Annotated in this window: 17 protein-coding genes, 1 tRNA gene and 1 pseudogene; 9 read left to right on the forward strand and 10 right to left on the reverse strand. The window is 61.9% G+C overall.

The window, feature by feature from the left end; translation table 11 throughout:
* Window positions 1–135: 135 nt before the first annotated feature.
* The gene (locus QZX93_RS16220; protein WP_295394756.1) at window positions 136–2,115 is read right to left on the reverse strand and encodes a fructose-1,6-bisphosphatase; all 1,980 of its coding nucleotides are present in this window, start codon (window positions 2,113–2,115) and stop codon (window positions 136–138) included.
* A gap of 347 nt (window positions 2,116–2,462) precedes the next feature.
* Here QZX93_RS16220 and QZX93_RS16225 point away from each other — a divergent pair, with 347 nt between their 5' ends.
* From QZX93_RS16225 to QZX93_RS16260, 8 genes and pseudogenes are all read left to right on the forward strand, one after another.
* On the forward strand, window positions 2,463–4,007 hold the full coding sequence (locus tag QZX93_RS16225; protein WP_295394759.1) for a class I SAM-dependent DNA methyltransferase: 1,545 nt from the start codon (window positions 2,463–2,465) through the stop codon (window positions 4,005–4,007).
* 154 nt (window positions 4,008–4,161) lie between these two features.
* Window positions 4,162–5,469, forward strand: a complete 1,308-nt coding sequence (locus tag QZX93_RS16230) for a restriction endonuclease subunit S (protein ID WP_295394761.1) — start codon at window positions 4,162–4,164, stop codon at window positions 5,467–5,469.
* Window positions 5,466–6,176: a DUF3800 domain-containing protein gene (locus tag QZX93_RS16235; protein WP_295394763.1), complete on the forward strand. Its 711-nt coding sequence runs from the start codon at window positions 5,466–5,468 to the stop codon at window positions 6,174–6,176. The genes QZX93_RS16230 and QZX93_RS16235 overlap by 4 nt, the downstream gene beginning before the upstream one ends.
* On the forward strand, window positions 6,173–6,676 hold the full coding sequence (locus QZX93_RS16240; protein ID WP_295394766.1) for a hypothetical protein: 504 nt from the start codon (window positions 6,173–6,175) through the stop codon (window positions 6,674–6,676). The genes QZX93_RS16235 and QZX93_RS16240 overlap by 4 nt, the downstream gene beginning before the upstream one ends.
* Before the next feature lie 115 nt (window positions 6,677–6,791).
* Complete coding sequence (locus tag QZX93_RS16245; RefSeq protein ID WP_295394768.1) at window positions 6,792–7,379, forward strand: type I restriction endonuclease; 588 nt, start codon at window positions 6,792–6,794, stop codon at window positions 7,377–7,379.
* Window positions 7,328–9,271: pseudogene (locus QZX93_RS16250) on the forward strand (type I restriction endonuclease subunit R); the annotation flags it as partial. The gene QZX93_RS16245 and the pseudogene QZX93_RS16250, both read left to right, overlap by 52 nt.
* 211 nt (window positions 9,272–9,482) lie before the next feature.
* The gene (locus tag QZX93_RS16255; protein WP_366760537.1) at window positions 9,483–9,962 is read left to right on the forward strand and encodes a type I restriction enzyme endonuclease domain-containing protein; all 480 of its coding nucleotides are present in this window, start codon (window positions 9,483–9,485) and stop codon (window positions 9,960–9,962) included.
* Window positions 9,963–9,964: 2 nt separating this feature from the next.
* Entirely contained in the window at window positions 9,965–10,183 is a 219-nt protein-coding gene (locus QZX93_RS16260) for a hypothetical protein (RefSeq protein WP_295385450.1), read from the forward strand.
* 155 nt (window positions 10,184–10,338) lie between these two features.
* Here the strand turns inward: QZX93_RS16260 and QZX93_RS16265 are convergent, their stop codons facing one another.
* The 6 genes from QZX93_RS16265 to rpsU form a co-directional block, all read right to left on the reverse strand.
* Complete coding sequence (locus QZX93_RS16265; protein ID WP_295385462.1) at window positions 10,339–10,500, reverse strand: DUF433 domain-containing protein; 162 nt, start codon at window positions 10,498–10,500, stop codon at window positions 10,339–10,341.
* Window positions 10,501–10,566: 66 nt separating this feature from the next.
* Window positions 10,567–10,642: transfer RNA gene (locus tag QZX93_RS16270), tRNA-Ile, on the reverse strand.
* 152 nt (window positions 10,643–10,794) lie between these two features.
* Window positions 10,795–12,666 carry an RNA polymerase sigma factor RpoD gene (gene rpoD / locus QZX93_RS16275; RefSeq protein WP_295385448.1) on the reverse strand — a complete coding sequence of 624 codons (1,872 nt, stop codon included), beginning with the start codon at window positions 12,664–12,666 and terminating at the stop codon, window positions 10,795–10,797.
* A 150-nt stretch (window positions 12,667–12,816) separates the two neighbouring features.
* A complete protein-coding gene (gene dnaG, locus QZX93_RS16280) occupies window positions 12,817–14,562 on the reverse strand; it encodes a DNA primase (RefSeq protein ID WP_295385446.1) in 1,746 nt (581 codons plus the stop codon).
* Window positions 14,563–14,581: 19 nt separating this feature from the next.
* Window positions 14,582–15,025, reverse strand: a complete 444-nt coding sequence (locus QZX93_RS16285) for a GatB/YqeY domain-containing protein (RefSeq protein WP_295385444.1) — start codon at window positions 15,023–15,025, stop codon at window positions 14,582–14,584.
* 157 nt (window positions 15,026–15,182) lie between these two features.
* Window positions 15,183–15,398, reverse strand: coding sequence for a 30S ribosomal protein S21 (rpsU, locus tag QZX93_RS16290; protein ID WP_100920841.1), 216 nt, complete (start codon window positions 15,396–15,398; stop codon window positions 15,183–15,185).
* Between the two features lie 168 nt (window positions 15,399–15,566).
* Here rpsU and tsaD point away from each other — a divergent pair, with 168 nt between their 5' ends.
* Window positions 15,567–16,637 (forward strand): tRNA (adenosine(37)-N6)-threonylcarbamoyltransferase complex transferase subunit TsaD, encoded by a 1,071-nt coding sequence (gene tsaD, locus QZX93_RS16295; protein ID WP_295385440.1) that lies wholly within the window; start codon window positions 15,567–15,569, stop codon window positions 16,635–16,637.
* Here the strand turns inward: tsaD and QZX93_RS16300 are convergent.
* The 3 genes from QZX93_RS16300 to QZX93_RS16310 are packed head-to-tail and all read right to left on the reverse strand — an operon-like array spanning window position 16,594 to window position 20,719.
* Window positions 16,594–17,799, reverse strand: coding sequence for an MFS transporter (locus QZX93_RS16300; RefSeq protein ID WP_295385438.1), 1,206 nt, complete (start codon window positions 17,797–17,799; stop codon window positions 16,594–16,596). The two genes, tsaD and QZX93_RS16300, sit on opposite strands and share 44 nt — an antisense overlap.
* A 41-nt stretch (window positions 17,800–17,840) precedes the next feature.
* On the reverse strand, window positions 17,841–20,513 hold the full coding sequence (locus tag QZX93_RS16305) for a P-loop NTPase (protein ID WP_295385436.1): 2,673 nt from the start codon (window positions 20,511–20,513) through the stop codon (window positions 17,841–17,843).
* The gene (locus QZX93_RS16310; RefSeq protein ID WP_295385434.1) at window positions 20,510–20,719 is read right to left on the reverse strand and encodes a hypothetical protein; all 210 of its coding nucleotides are present in this window, start codon (window positions 20,717–20,719) and stop codon (window positions 20,510–20,512) included. Before QZX93_RS16310 ends, QZX93_RS16305 begins: the two co-directional genes overlap by 4 nt.
* Window positions 20,720–20,790: the final 71 nt, after the last annotated feature.

Raw genomic sequence — 20,790 nt, forward strand, 5'->3', positions numbered from 1 at the left:
ACGACCTTTGCCAGAAAATCAAAAACTTCATCGACTATTTCAACAAGACAATGGCCAAACCATTCCGCTGGACCTACCAAGGCAAGCCGTTGGCAGCCTAGCTTGACATGGTCCGAGCACTTTCATCCTGCGGTACTAGTCGAGCCGGTGCTCCTTGATCAACCCCTCGCGATAGGCATGCAACAGCGCATGCAATTCGTCGATTTCTTCCTGGATTTCGCGCCCGCGGTCGGTGTCGCCGATCAGCATCCGGCGCGGATAGGTGTGGATCACCTCGATCTCGGTGTCGATATCGAGCTCCTCCGATACCGCCTTATCAGTCGTTTCAAATGGTTGGTGGGCCGCCAGCAACAGATAGCGCGAATTGGAAATCAGCGTATAACCGGCAATACCGGTCTCCTTCTGATAGGCGCGCGAGAAGCCGCCGTCGATGACGATCAGCTTGCCGTTGGCCTTGATCGGCCGCTCGCCCTTGACCACCTTGACCGGCACATGGCCGTTGATGATGCAGCCGTGATCCGGGTCCAGGCCGAATTCGACGAGAATCTTGCGGGCGCTGTCTTCATTGTCGCGCAACGAGTAATAGGGGTTGCGCCGTTCGGCGTGCGTCGCCTTATCGGTGAGAAAATAGCGCTCAAAGGTGGCCATCTTCTCCTTGCCGAACAGCGGCGACTGGGGCGCGCACCACAGAAACCACATGACATCCATGCCGTATTGCTTCTGCGCCGGGTTATCGATATCGAAATAACCCTGCCGGGCGAGCCGGTCGACCCGGTCGAGAAAGGCCCGGCCGGTGAATGACTCACCGTCGACATTGAATGCGCGGAACTCGCCATCGTCGTTCATGGCAACGCAGCCGTGATAGAGCAGATTGCCGTCGTGGACCAGATACAGGCTGCCCTTGGCAAAGAGGAAACGGGTGTGCTGCTGGAGCTTGCGGCTATTGACAAAGGACTGCCGCAGCTTGTGGATCACCGCGCGTTCTTCGGGCGTCAACACATCGGGGTTAGCCGGATCGATCGTCGGAAACAGGGTATCGAGCAGCGGGTGTTCCACCCCATCCAGGGTGATCACCCCGCGCGCATAGTCGATCTTATCGAGCAACAGGCGGTCATTCATCAGATAGTGCGGGCGGCGCTTGATCGCCTGGCTCTCCAGCTTGAACTGGATAATGGCGATGGCCTTCTGCATCTGTGCCAACAGCCGGACTTCTTGGCTGGTAAAGCTGTGGTCCTTGGGCAGCTTGGGACTGAACAAGGCGCAGGGGTCGTCGCGGTAGTTTTCAAGCGCGAACGAGGCCAATGGCAGCATACTGATGCCATAGCCATTTTCCAGCGTCTCCATGTTGCCGTAGCGCAGACTGAAGCGGATCACGTTGGCGATACAGGCATCGCTGCCGGCCGCCGCGCCCATCCACAGGATATCGTGATTGCCCCACTGGATGTCGACCTGGTGGTATTGCATCAGCGAGTCGAGAATGATGTGGGCACCCGGGCCGCGATCGTAAATGTCGCCGATGATATGCAGCTTGGCCACCGCCAGGCGCTGAATCAGCTCGGCCAGCGCGGTGATGAAGGTGAGTGTGCTGCCGGTGGCGACGATGGTATCGATCTGGCTGCGGTAATAGGCCGCCTTGGACTCGACACCCTCCTGGTCGTACAGCAGCTCCTCGATGGTTTCGGCCACGTGACTGTGCAGAAAGTTGCGCACCGTCTCGCGGCGAAACTTGGCAGTGAGGCTGCGACAGAACTTCACCAGACGAATCAGCGTCAGCCGACTCCATTCGTCCTTGTCGGGCACCGACTGCAACATCAGTGGCGCCTTCAATTCGGGATAATAGATCAGCGTCGCCAGATTGCGCCGTTCCGACTTGGTCATCGCATTGCCGAACATATCGTCGATCTTGCGCCAGATCGACCCGGCACCATTACGGACCACGTGCCCGAAGGCCTCGTGCTCACCGTGTACGTCAGAGAGGAAATGCTCAGTCCCCTTGGGCAGCTGCAGCAGGGCCGTCAGGTTGATGATGGCCGTGGAGGCCGCCTGGATCGACGGGTGTTTTTCCGCTAACAGGTTCAGGTATTTGAGCGAGAGATCGGGGGCTGGCTTGGACATGGGATGGTTGGGCTCACTGACATGCGGTCTGGACGAGTATCTGACGCCCTATTTTCACCCCCGCGGGGCCTGGGGACCAGCGCAACCGTTCCCCGGCCAGCGCCCATTGTGCGGATTTTGCCCCAGCACCCCGTGGGAGCGGTCTTCCGCCGCGACCGGACCTGGCCGGCTACCTGAGGCATCGCCTCGCGGCCGGAGGCCGCTCCCACGGGCAAGGTTCAACTTCCGGGATGCCCGATGTTCCTTCCAGAATAGTCACACGTGCGGGCTCCGTGGTAACGTCTGCCGGTTTAGGTTAACAGACGCTGATAGTCCCAGCCCGGCGCTAGCCCGACCCAGGAAAAATCATGAATCAGAACGGAACCGACATCGAGGCCCGCCTATGGGATGCCGCGGACGAGCTGCGGGCCAACTCCAAGCTGAAGTCCTCCGAGTACTCGGTCCCGGTCTTAGGCCTCGTCTTCCTGCGTTATGCCGACCACAAATTTCAGGCAACCGTCAAGGAACTTGAGGGCGCCCGCAGCGGGCGGCGGCGGATCGGTCCGGCCGACTATCAGGCGCGCGGCGTGCTCTACCTGCCCGAGGTGGCGCGCTTCTCGGCCCTGATCCAGTTGCCGGAAGGGGCCAACATCGGCGCCGCCATCAACGAGGCCATGCGCGCCATCGAGTCCGACAATCCGGATCTGAAGGATGTGCTGCCCAAGACCTACAACCGCTTCGACAACGCCTTGCTCAAGGAGCTGCTCAAGACCCTGAACTCGGTCCCGATGGACCTTGAGGGGGACGCCTTCGGCCGGATCTACGAATACTTCCTCGGTCACTTCGCCATGAGCGAGGGTCAGAAGGGCGGCGAGTTCTTCACCCCCACCGCCATCGTCCAACTCATCGTCGCCATCATCGAGCCCTTCCACGGCCGCATCTTCGACCCCGCCTGTGGCTCCGGCGGCATGTTCGTACAGAGCGCCCGTTTTGTCGCCGAGCACCAGAAGAACCCCAGCGCGGAACTCTCCGTGTTCGGACAGGAAAAAGTCGGCGAGACCGTGCGCCTGGGCAAGATGAACCTGGCCGTCCACGGCCTGGCCGGCGACATCCGCCAGGGCAACGCCTATTACGAAGACCTGCACGACTCCACCGGCCGCTTCGACTTCGTGATGGCCAATCCGCCATTCAACGTCGACCGGGTGGACAAGGAGCGGCTCAAGGACGACCCGCGCTTCCCCTTCGCCCTGCCCCGCACCGACAACGCCAATTACCTCTGGATTCAGCTCTTCTACAGCGCGCTGAACGCCCAGGGCCGTGCCGGCTTCGTCATGGCCAACTCCGCCTCCGACGCCCGCGGCTCGGAGCTTGCGATCCGCAAAGAGCTCATCCAGTCCGGCGTGGTCGACACCATGGTCGCGGTCGGCTCCAACTTCTTCTACACCGTCACCCTGCCCTGCACACTCTGGTTCTTCGACCGTGCCGACAGCGACATCCGCGAGGGCGTGCTCTTCATCGACGCCCGGCACCTCTTCCGCCAGATCGACCGCGCCCACCGCGACTGGACCCCGGCGCAGATCGAGTTTCTGGCGAACATTGCGCGGCTGCACCGCGGCGAGGCGGCCGAGAACCTGCACGACAGCGCCGACCCGATCGCCGAGCATTTCCCTGATCGCCGGTATGCCGATGTGGCCGGCCTGTGCAAGGTCGCGACGCTGGCCGAGATCGAGGCCCAGGGCTGGAGCCTGAACCCCGGACGCTATGTCGGCGTAGCCGCCCGTGCCGAGGAAGACTTCGACTTCAAGGAGCGGCTGGAGGAGCAGAATGAGGAGTTGGAGACCTTGAACGCGGAGGCGCGGGAGTTGGAAGAGCGGATTGCGGAGAATGTGGCGAAGTTGCTGGAGGCGGAATGATGCGGCCACCTAATCATCGTTCAAGCTCCCACGCTCCAGCGTGGGAGCAAGTCCCGACGCTCCAGCGTCCCGCGGGCATCGGGCCGCTGGAGCGGCCAAGACTGCATTCCCACGCTGGAGCGTGGGAACGAGACAAGAATATGGATTTCAAATAATGAGCAAGGTATCTTCTTGGCCGAATAAAGCACTTGAGCAACACGTCGATTTGTTACCTGGCTTCGCGTTCAAGAGCAACCAGTTTACAGATGTTCCATCTGATGTGCCGCTCGTCAAAGGAGCTGATGTTCAACAGGGATATATCGATTGGGATAACTGCAAACACTGGCCAAGATCACTTACTCAAGATCTTGGTAAGTTCTGGCTGCAAGAAGGTGATGTCATTCTGGCCATGGATCGACCCTGGATTCCATCCGGCTTGAAATGGGCGTGGATCAAGCGATCGTCACCTAAGAGTTTGCTGGTACAGCGCGTTGCGAGACTCAGAGGAAAGAACGGCCTTTTCACAGATTATTTGCGATATCTTATCGCAAGTCCTCAGTTTACTGATTACATCCGCCCTATAGTTACCGGCGTGACTGTTCCTCATATCAGCGGAACTCAAATTCTCGGGTTCTCCTTTTATCTTCCTCCATTCACGACGCAGCAACGGATCGCCGCGATTCTTTCGGCCTATGATGACCTGATCGAGAACAACCTGCGGCGAATCAAGATCCTGGAGGAGATGGCGCAGAACCTCTACCGTGAGTGGTTCGTCAAGTTCCGCTTTCCCGGGCATCAGCAAGTCCGCTTTACCGATTCTCCGCTCGGCAGAATTCCGGAGCAGTGGCAGGTTGCGAGCATTTCGGATATCGCCATCATACACCGAGGCCGATCCTACAAGGGTACGGAACTCGCTGACGAAGGCGGCCGACCCTTCATCAATCTCAAGTGCATGGAACGAGATGGCGGTTTTCGGTCATCCGGACTCAAGAGATACACAGGATTATTCAAGGACACGCAAACTGTTCGTGCCGGCGAAATGGTCATGGCAATTACAGACATGACACAAGAGCGTCGCATTGTGGCCCGCGTTGGCCGGGTGTCACGCCTGGATAGCGATTTCGGCATCCTATCGATGGATCTTGTCCGAGCAGCCAGTCGAGGCAAACTATCTGAGGCGTACTTGTACGCAATGCTTCGATGGTCCGGCTTTGCTGACGAAGTGAAGCAGCACGCAAACGGCGCAAATGTGTTGCACCTATTGCCCGATCAAATTGGAGAATACCATTTCGTCTGCCCAACGCCGGATATCGCAACTCGCTTTGAAGAAATCGTCTTGCCGATGCTTTCGCTTTCCGAGACTCTTGAGCATAGAAACACGACGCTTCGCCGCACCCGCGACCTCCTCCTCCCCCGCCTGATCTCCGGCGAGCTGGATGTATCGGACCTGGATGTCGCGGTCACCGAGGAGCCGGCGGTATGAGCGAAATCTTCAACATTTACTGTGATGAGTCCTGCCATCTCCAACATGATCACCAGAAGGCGATGGTGCTGGGAGCCATCTGGTGCCCACTGGATAAGACGCACGAGATCGCAGTACGCCTGCGCGAGATCAAGCGGAAACATGGCATGCCGGCCCCGTTCGAGCTGAAGTGGACCAAGGTTTCACCGGCTAAGACAGCGCTCTATCTCGACCTGATCGATTACTTCTTCGACGATGACGATCTGCATTTCCGCGCCCTGATCGTACCCGACAAGTCCAGGTTACGACATGACGCTTTTCCCGGTCAGGACCACGATGGCTGGTACTATAAGATGTATTTTGACATGCTGAAGGTTATCTTCAGACCGGATGCTCGATACCGGGTCTATGTGGATATCAAGGATACGCGCGGGGCGCGAAAGACCGCTAAACTACACGATGTTTTGTGCAACAATATGTACGATTTTTCACGGAAAGTGATCGAGAAACTGCAATTAGTCCATTCCCATGAAATTGAACAGCTGCAGCTGGCGGACTTGCTGATTGGCGCAGTCAGCTACCTGAATCGCGGGTTAAAGGGCAATGCCGGTAAGATGGCGCTTATTGACCGCATGCAGCGGCGCTCGGGCTACACGCTGGCCAGAACCACCCTGATGCGAGAGGAGAAGATCAACCTCTTTCGGTGGCAGGCAGCGGAGTTTCAGTGATGACGAATGCGCCGAATTGGCTGCCGCCTCTGGTGCTGTTCGGGGAGCACGGCGGCGACTGGGATGCCTATCTAAACGCCATCTACGCCTATTTCAAGCAAGACTTCGTCGATAGCCAGCCGGTCTTCCAGGGACGGCGGCTCGGACTCAAGCGACACCCGCAGACCCATGGCAAAGAGGCAACCTTTTGGCACATGATTCAGGAAGGGGCAATCGAGGAGGACCGCACGCCCGACTTTCGGCGTTGCGAGAGGATTCGTTGGCCAAGACCGATCATCGAACACGATACCGACCCCGCCGTGAAGGTTTGGCGTAACCAGCGTGGACGGGAAGAACGGGTGTGCCTGTGGTTCGAGCAGGAGAACTATCTGGTAATCCTGGCGGATCGCGGGAATTATGTTTTGCCGTGGACGGCCTATCTGGTCGAGCAGCCACACAGACAGCGTAAGCTTTTGAAAGAGTATGAGGATTATCGGCGCAGCAGGACTGGAAAAGGCTGAAGCCGCCCCGGAGGACGGCTTCGTTACTCCTTCTACGCATGGCAGATGAGCTGTTACAAGTATCTGCGCACACGGCCGACAATTCAAGCTATTTGCCCGCAAGTGAGGATGAACCATGAGCCCCGCCGGCTACACCGAGGATTCACTGGTCGAGCAGCCGGCCATCGCCCTGCTGGCCGAACTGGGTTGGAGCACGGTCTGCGCCTATGGCGAATTCGACCAGGGTGCCAGCTGCCTGGGCCGGGAGACCAGGGCCGAGGTCATCCTCAAGTCCTCGCTGCGCCTGGCCCTGCTGCGGCTCAACCCGCAGGCGCCGCCCGAGGCCATCCACCAAGCCATCGAAGAAATCGCGCGCGACCGCTCGCGCCTGAGTCCCGCCGCCGCCAATCGCGAGCTTTACCAACTGCTCAAGGACGGGGTGCGGGTCCCGCTGCCCGACCCGCAGGGCGACGGCGAGACCATTGAGCTGATGCGGGTCATCGACTGGGACGCGCCGGTCAACAACGACTTTCTGCTCTGCTCCCAACTCTGGATCACCGGTGAGATGCACACCCGCCGGGCAGACCTGGTAGGCTTCGTCAACGGCCTCCCGCTGCTCTTCATCGAGCTCAAGGCGGCCATCGCCGCCTGGAGACGGCCTTTACCGGCAACCTGCGCGACTACAAGGATACGGTACCCCAACTCTTCTGGCCCAATGCATTGATCATCCTCTCCAACGGCAGCCAGAGCCGGGTGGGCAGCATCACCGCCGGCTGGGAGCACTTTGCCGAGTGGAAGAAGGTCGGCCGCGAGTCCGAGCCCGGCCGGGTGTCGCTCGAGACCATGCTGCGCGGGGTCTGCGACCCGGTGCGCTTTCTGGACCTGGTGGAGAACTTCACACTCTTCCAGGAGGTCCCCGGCGGCTTGATCAAGCTGACGGCGAAGAACCACCAGTACCTGGGCGTCAATAATGCGATGCAGGCCCTGAGGGTCGTCCGCACCCGCGATGGCCGGCTGGGCGTGTTCTGGCATACCCAGGGCAGCGGCAAGAGTATCGCCATGCTGTTCTTTGCGCAAAAGGTGCTGCGCAAGGTCCCGGGCAACTGGACCTTCGTCATCATCACCGACCGCCAGGAGCTGGACGGGCAGATCTACAAGCACTTCGCCTCGGCGGGGGTGGTGACCGAGGGCCGCGCCCAGGCGGAAAGCAGCAAGCACCTGCGCCAGTTGCTCAGGGAGGACCATCGCTATGTCTTCACCCTGATCCACAAGTTCCGCACCGAGCCGGGCGAGGTCCACCCGGTGCTCTCGGAGCGCCGCGATATCATCGTCATCACCGACGAGGCCCATCGCAGCCAGTACGACACCCTGGCGCTCAATATGCGCACGGCCCTGCCCAATGCCGCCTTTCTGGCCTTCACCGGCACGCCCTTGATCGTGGGCGAGGAGAAGACCAGGCAGGTCTTCGGCGATTACATCAGCGTCTATGACTTCCGCCAGTCGGTGGCGGACGGTGCGACGGTGCCGCTCTATTACGAGAACCGCATCCCCGAGCTACAACTCACCAACGACGACCTCAACGCGGACATGGAACGCCTGCTGGAGGCGGCGGCGCTGGACCCGGCCCAGGAGGCGAAGCTGGAGCGCGAACTCGCCCGCGAGTATCACCTGCTCACCCGCGACGATCGGCTGGAGGCAGTGGCCAAGGACCTGGTGAGCCATTTCATCGGGCGCGGCTTCCAGGGCAAGGCGATGATGATCTGTATCGACAAGGCCACGGCCATTCGGATGTATGACAAGGTGAAGCGACATTGGGGCGAGCGATTGGCCGCCGCGCAGGCGCAACTGGCCGGGGCGGACGAGGATACCCGGCGGGCGCTTGGGGAGCGTATCGCGCTACTCAAGGAAACCGACATGGCCGTGGTGGTCTCGCAAGGCCAGAATGAGATAGCGCAGATGAAAGACAAGGGACTGGACATCCGGCCACACCGCAAGCGCATGGTCGAGGAGGACCTGGAAACCCGCTTCAAAGACCCCGCGGACCCCTTCCGACTGGTCTTCGTCTGCGCCATGTGGATGACCGGCTTCGACGTACCGAGCTGTTCCACCCTTTATCTCGACAAGCCGATGCGCAATCACACCCTGATGCAGACCATCGCCCGCGCCAACCGGGTCTACCCCGGCAAGGTGAGCGGACTGATCGTGGACTATGCGGGGGTCTTCCGCAGCCTGGAACGCGCGCTGGCCATCTATGGCGCACCGGGTGCCGACGGCGGCGGCACGGGCAAGCCAGTCGAGGACAAGGCCGCGCTGGTCGCGGCCCTGCGCCAGGTGCTGGGCGAAACCAGTGGACTCTGTCACCAGCAGGCGGTGGACCTGGCGGCCATCCAGTCCGCCGCGGGTTTTGCCCGTATCGAGTTGCTCGACGACGCGGTGGAGGCCCTGATCGCCACCGATGCGCTCCAGCGTCGCTATCTCGACCTGGCCAATGCGGTGCAGCGGCTCTACAAGGCCGTGCTGCCGGACCCGGCCGCGCAGGCGTTCGCCGTCGCAGTGGCGCCGGTGGCGGTCATCGCGGACAAGATGCGCGCCCTGACGCCACCGGCCGACATCTCACAGGTGATGCAGCAGGTGGAGGCGCTGCTCGACCGCTCCATCGCCACCGAGGGCTATGTGATCCACGAGGCCGGCGCGCGCCCGGGCGAGGGGCCTTGGGTGGCCCTCAGCGGGATCGACTTTGCAGCGCTGGCGCAGACCCTTCAAGACCGGCCGCCGGCGCACCCTCAACGAACGGCTCAAGGGGCAGGTGGCCCAGAAGCTCATGGCCATGGTGCGGCTCAACCGCACGCGCATGGACTACCTGGAGGAGTTCCAGGCGCTGATCGACGCCTACAATGCCGGCAGCCTCAACGCCGAGGCGTTCTTCCAACAACTGGTGGCCTTCGCGCAGCACTTGAACGAGGAAGAGCGCCGGGGCCTGGGCGAGCAATTGGACGAGGAGGAATTGGCCCTCTTCGATCTGCTGACCAAGCCCCAGATCGACCTGAACGACGCCGACCGGGACAAGGTCAAGGCCACCGCCCGGGAGCTGCTGGCACAGCTTAAGGCCGGCAAGCTGGTGCTGGACTGGCGCCAGCGCCAACAGGCGCGCGCGCAGGTGCGGGTGACCATCGAGAAGCTGCTGGATCTGGGCCTGCCGCGCGCCTACACGCCCGAGCTATTCGAGGAAAAGACCAGCGCGGTGTTTCAGCATGTCTATGACGCCTATTACGGCGCCGGGCGTAGTGTGTATGCCCAGGACGCGTGACCATGATCAGCGTCACACTCAAGGCCCATTTCGATGGGCGGTCGATACTTCTGGATGAGCCCTACCAAATTCCTTTCAACGCCCGCTTGCTGGTCACCCTGGTGGAGCCCGGCCAGGACGATGAGCGCGCCTTGTGGGCGGAGCTGTCGCTGTCCGGCCTGGCTGAGGCCTATGACGACGACGAGCCGGACTATGGCCCGGCCGACCTAAAGCGCCAGTGAGCGAGGGTGACGTGGTGTTGGCCGCGCTGCCGCAAGCCGAAAGGCAGATGAAGAACCGCCCTGCGCCGTCGGCCGGGCTTCGCGTTCGCCACCGCCGGCCCGTAAACACCCAGTCCGCACGGCCGATCACTCGTGAATGATCAGTAGGTCGCGATTCAAAAGGCCAGAGCGGCAAGGACGTCCTCGCGTGTCAGGTCCTCATAGTCAGCCAGGATGTCGTCGATGCTCATCCCACCGGCCAGCCATTCCAGAACCGTCTCGACCGGATAGCGCAACCCGCGAATACAGGGCTTACCGTGGCAGATGGCGGGGTCCATGGTAATACGCTCGATCATCGACTGGCTCCGCGGCGATTGAGGCGAGGTCGCTATGATTGCAGAAAATGGTGGGCCGTCAAGGATTTGAACCTTGGACCAAGGGATTATGAGTCCCCTGCTCTAACCGCTGAGCTAACGGCCCATGAGAAACTATTGGCGCGGGATCATCCCTGATTCAGCACGCTGGTTCAACGCCCCAGCGCGCCATTCGCTTCGCATTATATCTTTATCATGTCGGGGGCGCCGCGCGCAGCCACCGCCCCGATGGGGCGACCCCAACGGCGCACCCGACGATCAGTCGTTATCGAGGAAGCTCTTGAGCTTCTCGGACCGGGTCGGGTGGCGCAGTTTGCGCAGCGCCTTGGCCTCGATCTGGCGGATACGCTCACGGGTCACATCGAATTGCTTGCCGACCTCCTCCAGGGTGTGGTCGGTATTCATATCGATGCCGAAGCGCATACGCAGCACCTTGGCCTCGCGCGAGGTGAGACTGGCCAGCATGTTCTGGGTCGCCTCGCGCAGCCCTTCCATGGTGGCGGATTCTACCGGAGAGATGACGCCCGCGTCTTCGATGAAGTCGCCCAGGTGGGAGTCCTCGTCGTCGCCGATCGGGGTCTCCATCGAAATGGGCTCCTTGGCGATCTTCAACACCTTACGGACCTTGTCCTCGGGCATCTCCATGCGCTGGGCCAACTCTTCCGGGGTCGCCTCGCGCCCCATCTCCTGGATCATCTGCCGGGAGATCCGGTTGAGCTTGTTAATCGTCTCGATCATATGCACCGGGATGCGGATGGTGCGCGCCTGATCGGCAATCGAGCGGGTGATCGCCTGGCGAATCCACCAGGTGGCATAGGTCGAGAACTTGTAGCCGCGGCGATACTCGAACTTGTCCACCGCCTTCATCAGACCGATGTTGCCCTCCTGGATCAGGTCCAGGAATTGCAGACCGCGGTTTGTGTATTTCTTGGCGATCGAGATGACCAGCCGCAGATTGGCCTCCACCATTTCCTTCTTGGCGCGACGGGCCTTGGCCTCGCCGATGGACATCTTGCGGTTGACATCCTTGATCTCACCGATGGTCAGGAAGTTCTCGCGCTCCACGTCCTGGAGCTTGCGTTGGGCGCGGCGAATATCGGGGGCGACCTCGGTGAGCCGCGCCACATAGCGCTGACCGCTCGCGAGTTGCTGATCCAACCAAGCGGGGTTGGTTTCGTTGTCCGGGAAGCTTTCGATGAACTGTTTGCGGGTCATGCCGCCGGATTGATCCACGCACAGCCCCATGATGACCTTTTCCTGGCCGCGAATACGCTCGATGGTGGCGCGCAGGATCTGGGTCAATTCTTGGAAGACGGCGGCCACCAGCTTGAACTGGAGGAATACCTCGGAGACCTCGGCCATGGCGGCGCGGGAGCGGGGGTCGTCGCGCCCGTACTGCTCCAGACTGGCCGTGAGCAGGACGAAGCGTTCGCGCAACAGCCGCACACGTCGCGCAACCTCTTCCGGGTCAGGGCCGGTATCGACGACGACCGTCTCTTCCTCGTCCGCCGCCGCATCGTCGCTATCGGCGTCGGCGTCGCCCTCGGCCACCGCCTCTTGGACCTCCGCCACAGGGGCCGCCGCGGCGGCGGCCGCCGGGGTCGGCACCGGCTCAACCTCGGGGTCGTTGAACCCGGAGATCACATCGGCCAGGCGGGTCCCCTCGCGCTCGACCCGGTCGAAGATCTCGAGCAGCTTCTGCACCGAGCGCGGATAGACCGAGAGCGATGACAGGACCTGGTTCAGGCCCTCCTCGATACGCTTGGCGATCTTCAGTTCGCCCTCACGGGTGAGCAGCTCCACCGTGCCCATCTCACGCATGTACATGCGCACCGGGTCGGTGGTGCGGCCGAACTCGCTGTCGACACTGGCGATAGCGGCCGCGGCGGCCTCGGCCGCGTCGTCATCCGAGACGGCGTTGTCGCTCAAGGTCTGATCGATCATGTCCGGCGCGGTCTCGTGGACCGCGATCCCCATATCATTGATCATCCTAACGATGTCTTCGATCTGCTCGGGCTCGACGATGCCGGGCGGCAGATGATCGTTGACCTCGGAGTAGGTCAGAAACCCCTGCTCTTTGCCCTTGGCAATGAGCTGCTTCAGCTGGGACTGTTGCTGTTCTTGATCCATGGGTAACCTTGCCATTCTCGAGTGGACAGTTCGGACAGACCGGGCCGGACAGGCAGGGTCAGCCGGACATCGTTATTTCGGTTCTGGGCCGTGCGCGGAACTGGCCATTTTAGCACAAGACGGACGATCAGCCAATCCGGACAATCCCGCTCAATGCCGCCGGATTCTTGCCTGCTCGGCCTCCCGGTCCATTTGCTCACGCATTTCTTCGGTCCAATCCGCAGTACTACGCCGATTGAGGGGGCGCACGCGCTCGGCGTCCCGCACCTCCTTACTCAATCCCTGTAGGGCACCAATGAACTCTGCTGCACGCCCCTCAACTGGAACCGTGTCTAGGAAGGGCGCCACACTGAGCCGCTGGAGATAGTCGAAGTGAGGGTGTTCGCGCCAACGCTCGACCAAGGTCGCCGTGTTGATGGTTGGCGAAACGGCGATGGTGTCCAACAACTGGGCCAGGACCTGGACTCCGGGATTATCCAGTCGCCGCCAGTCGTCCGGCAGCAAGTCAACCTCCGTCGCTAATTGGGGACGATCAAGCAACAGCGCAATCGCTTGGGCGACGAGACTCAGCCGAGTGGGCTGCTGCGTCTGCGCCGCGCGTCGCCGCGGCCCCGCCGTGCGTCCCTGTGGCGGCGGGGCGATATCCGTCAGCTTCGCCAGCCGAGCGTTCAGCGTATCTCGGTATATGCCCGCAGGCACTTTGTCTATCAACGGCTTTGCCAGGGCGGTCAGGCGCATCGGGCCATCGCCCGTGATCGTGTCGCCCACGGTTTCCTTCAGTTGATTGAACAGAAAAATCGAGAGGTCTTCGGCCTTCTGAAGCCGCTGCTCGAAGGCCGCCTGACCCTCGGCCCGGACCAGGGTATCCGGGTCCTCCCCCTCGGGCAGAAAGAGGAAGCGCAGCGACTGGTTACCGGTGGCCAGCGGCAGCGCGGCCTCCAGGGCCTTCCAGGCCGCGGCGCGCCCGGCACGATCCCCGTCGAAACAGAACACCAACTCCGGGGCCGAGCGCAGCAACACCTGGAGGTGGTCGGCAGTCGTGGCGGTACCCAGCGTGGCGACCGCATAGTCGATGCCGAACTGGGCGAGCGCGATCGCGTCCAGATAGCCCTCGACCACCAGGAGGCGCTCCAGCTTGCGGCGCGCCTGCGTCACCTCGTAGAGCCCGTAGAGCTCGCGCCCCTTGTGGAAGACCGGCGTCTCCGGTGAATTCAGATACTTGGGCTTCCCATCCCCGAGCACGCGGGCGCCGAAGCCAATGACCCGCCCGCGGCGGTCGCGGATCGGGAACATGATGCGGCTGCGAAAGCGGTCATAGCGCTTGCCGTCCTGCTCGGTGATGAGTCCGGCCTGGGCCAGGCGCTCGCGCCCCGCCGGGTCGCCGCCGAGCCGCGACAGCAGGAAATCCCACCCGGACGGGGCAAAACCCACGCCATAGCGGGCGGCAACCTCGCCGCTCAGGCCGCGGCCCTTCAGATAGTCGACGGCCTGCGGGGCCTGCGGGTGCTCGCGCAATTGGCCGCGGTAGAGCTGCGCCGCCTGCTCCAGCACCGCGTAGAGCGGCGCGTGATCCGGGCCGGCGGGGGCGGGCGCGCCCTCAGTCGGCACCTCCAGCCCGGCGCGCCGGGCCAGGTCCTCGATCGCCTCGCGGAAACCGAGGCGGTCGTACTCCATAAGGAAGCCGATGGCGGTGCCGTGGGCGCCGCAGCCGAAGCAGTGATAAAACTGCTTCTCACGGCTGACCGTAAAGGACGGGGTCTTTTCGTCGTGGAAGGGGCAGCGGGCCTGGAAATCCTTGCCGCCCTTGCGCAGTTGGATGCGCCCGCCGATCAGCTCGACGATGTCGGTGCGGGCCAGTAGGTCATCAATGAACTGCGGGGGGATTCTGCCGGCCATGCGCCGCAGCTAGCCTGCGTCAGACCCCGAGACGGCGCTTGACCAGCGCGCTGACCGCGCCCATGTCGGCGCGCCCCTGGACCTGCGGCTTGAGCACGGCCATCACCTTGCCCATGTCGCTCAAGGCCGCGGCACCGCTGGCGGTCACCGCCGCCTCGACCAGCGCGGTCAACTCGGCCTCGCTCAGTGCCGCCGGCAGATAGCCCTGGATCACCTCGACCTCGAAGCGCTCCACGTCGACCAGGTCCTGACGACCGGCCGCGCCGTACTGCTCGATGGAGTCGCGCCGCTGCTTCATCATCTTGTCGAGCACGGCCAACACCTGGGTGTCGTCCAGCTCGATGCGCTCGTCCACCTCACGCTGCTTGATGGCCGCGAGGATGAGCCGGATGACCCCGAGACGGGTCTTCTCGCCCGCCTTCATGGCGGTCTTCATGTCGGCCTGGACTTGAGACTTGAGCATGGGATCCTTCGGGCAGATGGAATTTCAACAAAAACAGACATCGCCGACCTCGGCGCCGGTAAGACGCGCGACCGGCTGGATAACCGATCCGAGGGGCGATGCCGGTGTCCCCGGGGCCGCGGCCGCCGGGGTTTCCGTCAGGGAAGCCGACCGTAAACTAGTACGGGCGCTCCCACCGGCGCGATTCGCGCTGCAACTTCTTGTGGTGACGCTTCACTGCGGCCGCCTTCTTGCGCTTGCGCTCGGAGGTGGGCTTCTCGTAGAACTCGCGGCGACGGACCTCAGCCAACACCCCTGCCTTTTCGCAGGAGCGCTTGAACCGACGCATAGCAACTTCAAATGGCTCGTTTTCTTTGACGCGAACGCTGGGCATGGGGTCCCTATGTCTCCAGAGGATAGGTGGGCGGAAATTCAGCCTTAGGATTCTAGCCGAAGGTGGCAAGCGATTGCAAAGCTTTCGCGCTTTCGCGCTAAAATAACCGCTCACCCCTCCCCCACCCGCCGCGCGTTCCGCGGTTGCCAGCCACCCGGAGCAGCACCCATGCGCGTCCTCGGCATCGAGACCTCTTGTGACGAGACCGGCGTGGCCATCTACGACTCGGTCGGCGGACTGCTGGCCCACGCGGTCTACAGCCAGACCGCGATCCACGCGCAGTATGGCGGCGTGGTGCCGGAACTGGCCTCGCGCGACCACGTGCGCAAGACCCTGCCGCTGATCCGCGAGGTGATGGAGGGCGCGGGACTCACCGCGGTCGACGGCGTGGCCTACACCGCCGGCCCGGGGCTGATCGGCGCCCTGCTGGTCGGCGCCGCGGTGGGGCGCAGCCTGGCCTGGGCCTGGGGGGTGCCGGCCATCGGCGTCCATCACATGGAGGGCCATCTGCTCGCGCCGCTACTGGAGGACCCGGCCCCAGCCTTCCCCTTCGTCGCCCTGCTGGTCTCCGGCGGCCACACCCAACTGGTGGACGTGGCGGGGGTCGGACGCTACCGCATCCTCGGCGAATCGCTCGACGACGCGGCCGGCGAGGCCTTTGACAAGACCGCCAAGATCCTGGGCCTGCCCTACCCCGGCGGCCCGGAACTCGCACGCCTGGCCGAGCAGGGCGACCCGCGGCGCTTTCGCTTCCCCCGCCCCATGACCGACCGCCCCGGGCTCGACTTCAGCTTCAGCGGGCTCAAGACCTTCGCGCTCAACACCCTGCACCAGGAGCTGCCGGGCGCCGCGGACCCGGCGCAGACGCGCGCCGACATCGCCCGCGCCTTCGAGGAGGCGGTGGTGGACACCCTGGTGATCAAGTGCCGCCGGGCCTTGAAGGTCACCGGGCACCGCCGCCTGATCCTGGCCGGCGGCGTCAGCGCCAACCGCTATCTGCGCCAACAGATGGACCAGGCCATCGCGGCGGTCGGCGGCCAGACCTATTACCCGCGCCCCAGCCTCTGCACCGACAACGGGGCCATGATCGCCTACGCCGGCTGGCAGCGCCTGCGCGCCGGTCAGCACGAACCCCTGTGCTTCGCCCCCCGGGCGCGCTGGCCGATGGAGTCCCTGCCGGGGTTGGAAAACGCCGTCACCGAACCTGAACCACCGGCGCTTCCCGAATCGGCAGATTGAGGATGGCGGCCAGGGCGGCGAGCGCCATGTCGGCGTACCACATCCATCCGTAATCGCCGAAGCGGATCATCGTCAGCCCACCCAGCCAGGCGCCGAAAAAGCCGCCGATCTGATGACTCAGCAGGGTCAGCCCGAACAGGGTGGCCAGATAGCGGATGCCGAATAGCTTGCCGACGATGGCGGCGGTGGGCGGCACGGTCGCGAGCCAGGTGAAGCCCAGGCCAGCGGCAAAGGCATAAAAGGTCCATTCGGTCCGCGGCATCAAGAGGTACCAGGCGATCAACAGCACCCGCGATCCGTACATGGCCGCCAGGACATACTTGCTGCGATAGTGGGAGACGCAATAGCCGGCATAAAGACTGCCGAAGATATTGGCCAGCCCGATGATGGCCAGCGACCAACTGGCGACTGCGGCCGGCAGACCGCACAGGGTCACCTCGCCGGGCAGGTGCGTCACCAGGAACGCAATATGAAAGCCGCAGGTGAAAAAGCCGGCATGCAGCAACAGATAGCTGCGGTCCTTCATGGCCGTGGCGATGGCGTGGCGCAGCCCCTGATCGCCATGGGTGTGGACCACCGGGGTGGCGATCGGCGTGGTCAGCCGGCCGACCAACGGCAGTGCGGCCAGTGTCATCACCGCCATCGCCCACATCGCGCCAATCCAGCCCAGCCGCGCAATCAGTTGTTGCAGGATAGGCGCGAAGACGAATTGACCAAAGGAGCCGCCGGCGTTGATGACCCCGGAGGCCGCACCGCGCGCCTGGGCGGGCAACCGCGCCGCGGCGGCCCCCATCAACACTGAAAAGCTACTCGCCCCAGAGCCGATAGCCGAGACCAGCCCCAGCGAGACGATGAGCCCAAAACCAGACCCCATGAACGGGGTGATGGCGCTGCCCAAGGCCATTACCAGAATGCCGCCGATCAATACGGCACGCGGGCCGTAGCGGTCAGCCACGGCACCGGCGATCGGCTGGATCGCCCCCCAGGTGAACTGACCGATCGCCAGGGCCAGGCTGATGGTGACGAGGCCCAACCCGGTCGTCGTATCGATCGGGGCCACAAAGAGGCCCAGCGACTGGCGGGCACCCATGGTGACCATGAGAATACCGGCACCGGCCAGGGTGGTTGCCAGGACCTCGGGGCGTCTTAATACGCGCCACACTTGCGTTTCTTACGAAAAAAATCTATGACGCCGCCAACTGACTACTTGTTCTCGCCCTGTACGCGCGTGATCCCGAGACCATCGATATAGAGACTGGCGATACCGAAGTCGTAAGTTGCGCCGCGCGCCTTCTTCACCAGCAACCCTGCCGTGTCGAGTTGCGCAATGAAGGAATCCAAGGTTGCGTCTTCGCTCGGCGATGTCTTTTTCCAGGCGGTCTCGAGTTCGCCGCGGGAGAATTGCGATCGCAGGGCTTTATCTTTCTTGACATAATCGAGAAAAGGACGGAGTTTGGGAAACTCATTCTTAAGTTCATTTACCCGCGCTTCGGAGGCGGACTTTAGCCCCGCCTGCATTGAAGGGCGACTGAAAAGGCGGTCGGATGGAACCTGTTTGTCATTGCGTCTACGCAACTCTTCTTCTCGCGCCGTATTCAATAAAACCGTCAGTGATCGCGGATAGGTGTTGTCCTGGGAGTCGGTCATTCTTGAGTAGACCCATCTTGCCGCAAATGCCTTTTTGCCCTTCTCTTGATTCAGCCCCCAGAGCGGCGCCAACGCCCGCCGTAGGTCCTCCTCACCAGCTGAGTCGACCTCAGTATCGGTTAAAGGAAACTGGCGTTGAGCTAACGCCCGAAATTCGGCCGAGGCGCCAGTCGCCAGCCGGTAGGCGAGACGTAGAAAATCATCCCGGTTCCACTTCAGTTCAAGGGTCCGAGGATCGCCGAAATGGCTTTTGTTAGTGAATACCAAGGCGCTCCAGATGTCTTCACGGAGGAAGACCTTGAAACGGACATTGTGGAGACCCTGATTGTTTGAATCGTATGCAAGCCGCAGCAAACCGCTCAACGCTTCGCCCTGCCAGGAACTCTCTTCCTTGATGTCCTGATCAAGGTCATCATAGAGCAACCAAAGTTTCCGCCCCGCCCGCCCCAACTCCGTATTCAGATCAATCATAAGATCCCGACAGAGTCCTTTGAATGGCTCACCTAGGAGCTCGAGGAGACCGGTGGTGTGCGTTGATCGCCAGTACCCGCCCGGCTCCACAGTGAAGCATGCGAACAGATGCTGGTGCAGGGCCTTCATGTCTGGTCCCTTCAGCAGCGATTCGACGAGCGCGCGCTTCACGGAGCAAAAGACTCGAATAATCGCATAGGCGCGCCAGAGTGATAACCAATCGTCTTCGCCTTCGATCAACTTCCGTCGAATGGTATTAAAAACGTCGGTTGTCGGCCGAAACTCAGCCCCAACTGCCGGACCATGACCAGGAAGTACATCGATACCCTCGAGCCGTCCGCGCGCCCGTTTGACTGCGTTCTCTTGATGCTCTACAAAAAGATGAAAGAGCGTCGATTTTCCGGTTCCCTTGCGGCCGCGCACAACCCAACGGGCATCGTCGAGGAATTTATCAAAATCCGATGTCTTTTGGAAAAAAAGTTCAAAATCATTGGCCGCGATCGCCTTCGCCTCCCTCTGAGGAAAAGACAGCGACTCGATAATCTTCCAGCGGTCCGTCCGTTGAATCGTCGCTTCTACGCGGTCTTCCGTCTCACTTTCGAGTATCAGGTTGGCGAGCCGCGCATAGCTGGCCATGGCCGTCTCTACCGGGTAAACACCGGCAGAAGCGATACCTGGATTATAGTGAATCTCAACTGGCTGCTCGTCGTCTTCTTCCAGGCCGAGTTGTGGAAGGAACTGATCCACAAGTTTCCTGCCAAGGGGGCCTTCGGGGATAGGCGACAAAACGAGGTGGGTGGGGATCTCCCGGAGTTGCGTGAGTGTCCCACGCACAAAACGGATTCCTTCGCCGTTCTGATCGCTAGGGTACAATACGAGAAAGGCTTCGTCCGCGAGCCGCAGCAGCGACAGACCGCCCCAATCGCCCAAGCCGGTGCGCGCATCAATGAGCATGAAGTCCGGATCGAGTTGTTCAGCTAATTCTTGCTCGAACAGCGCCCAGGCATCGTCGGAGCGCGTCAGCACGTCCTCAAAGGACAGCGTATGCAGCCGTCGAACGTAATCGTCGCCCACCGCACCCGCCGGGATTACTTGGACCTGAGCGCGCGCGACAGGATCCTCGACTGCATAAGAGATCGCCTTGGCCTGCCCTGCTGGGGTACCGACCAAACAGGTTTCCAGGCATTCGTCAGTGACCTCATCGAAGGGGCGTATCTGCCGCTCCCAAAGGTAATCGACAAGACCGGCCACGATGGGCGCTCGATCGGAGCGAGGAAGCACCGTATGGAGTCCCGGTGCCTCAACGTCCAGGTCTATCACTGCGACCCTTTTGCCGGCACGAGCAAGATGAAATGCCGTATGCACAAGGGCCGTGGTGCGACCCACGCCGCCCTTGTAAGAGTAAAAAATGACTCGGCGCGGCTTGCGTTGCGGCCGCTGGACATCGACAGGCCGCTGCCCGGATTCGACCATGGAGACCGCCGTATCCCAAGTCGCTGGGGCAATAATCTGATCCGTCGAGAGGGCGATGCCGCGCTCATCGGCTTCGGCAGGCGTATAAAGCTCAGTGATCCCCGGTCGCAGACCTGCTTCATCGAGTAGCGGTTCGATTTGCATGACACGCTGCTGTCGCGTCTTTCCGGAAAATGACGGATCGATGATTAGAATGATCGCCGTTCGTTCAGCTCCGACATCGAGTTCGTACCGACCGGGAAATGAATTATCGAGCTGACGGCGAAGCTCTCGCACGGCATTCATGATGACCTATCCTCATTCTTTCTCAGCCAGCCACATACGTAATCGAGACTATGCTGCCACTCTCTTATTTCCGTTTCCGACTGCTCTTCAGCCGAATAGCGAAGAGCGATGAAGTCCACGTCAGTAGCCCCCTTCGGGTGCATAAGACGATTCAAATGCATCAAAAAAAAGGGATCCGCCTTTGCCTTGCGGTAGAGATCGTTCATGAGCTTTACCCCAGCGATGAGGCCATGCCCAGGACGTGGAATTGGCTCCTTAGGACCATTAGTACGTCGAC

Origin of the sequence: uncultured Thiodictyon sp. (genome assembly GCF_903946935.1) — a bacterium.
In the GTDB taxonomy this organism is placed as follows: domain Bacteria; phylum Pseudomonadota; class Gammaproteobacteria; order Chromatiales; family Chromatiaceae; genus Thiodictyon.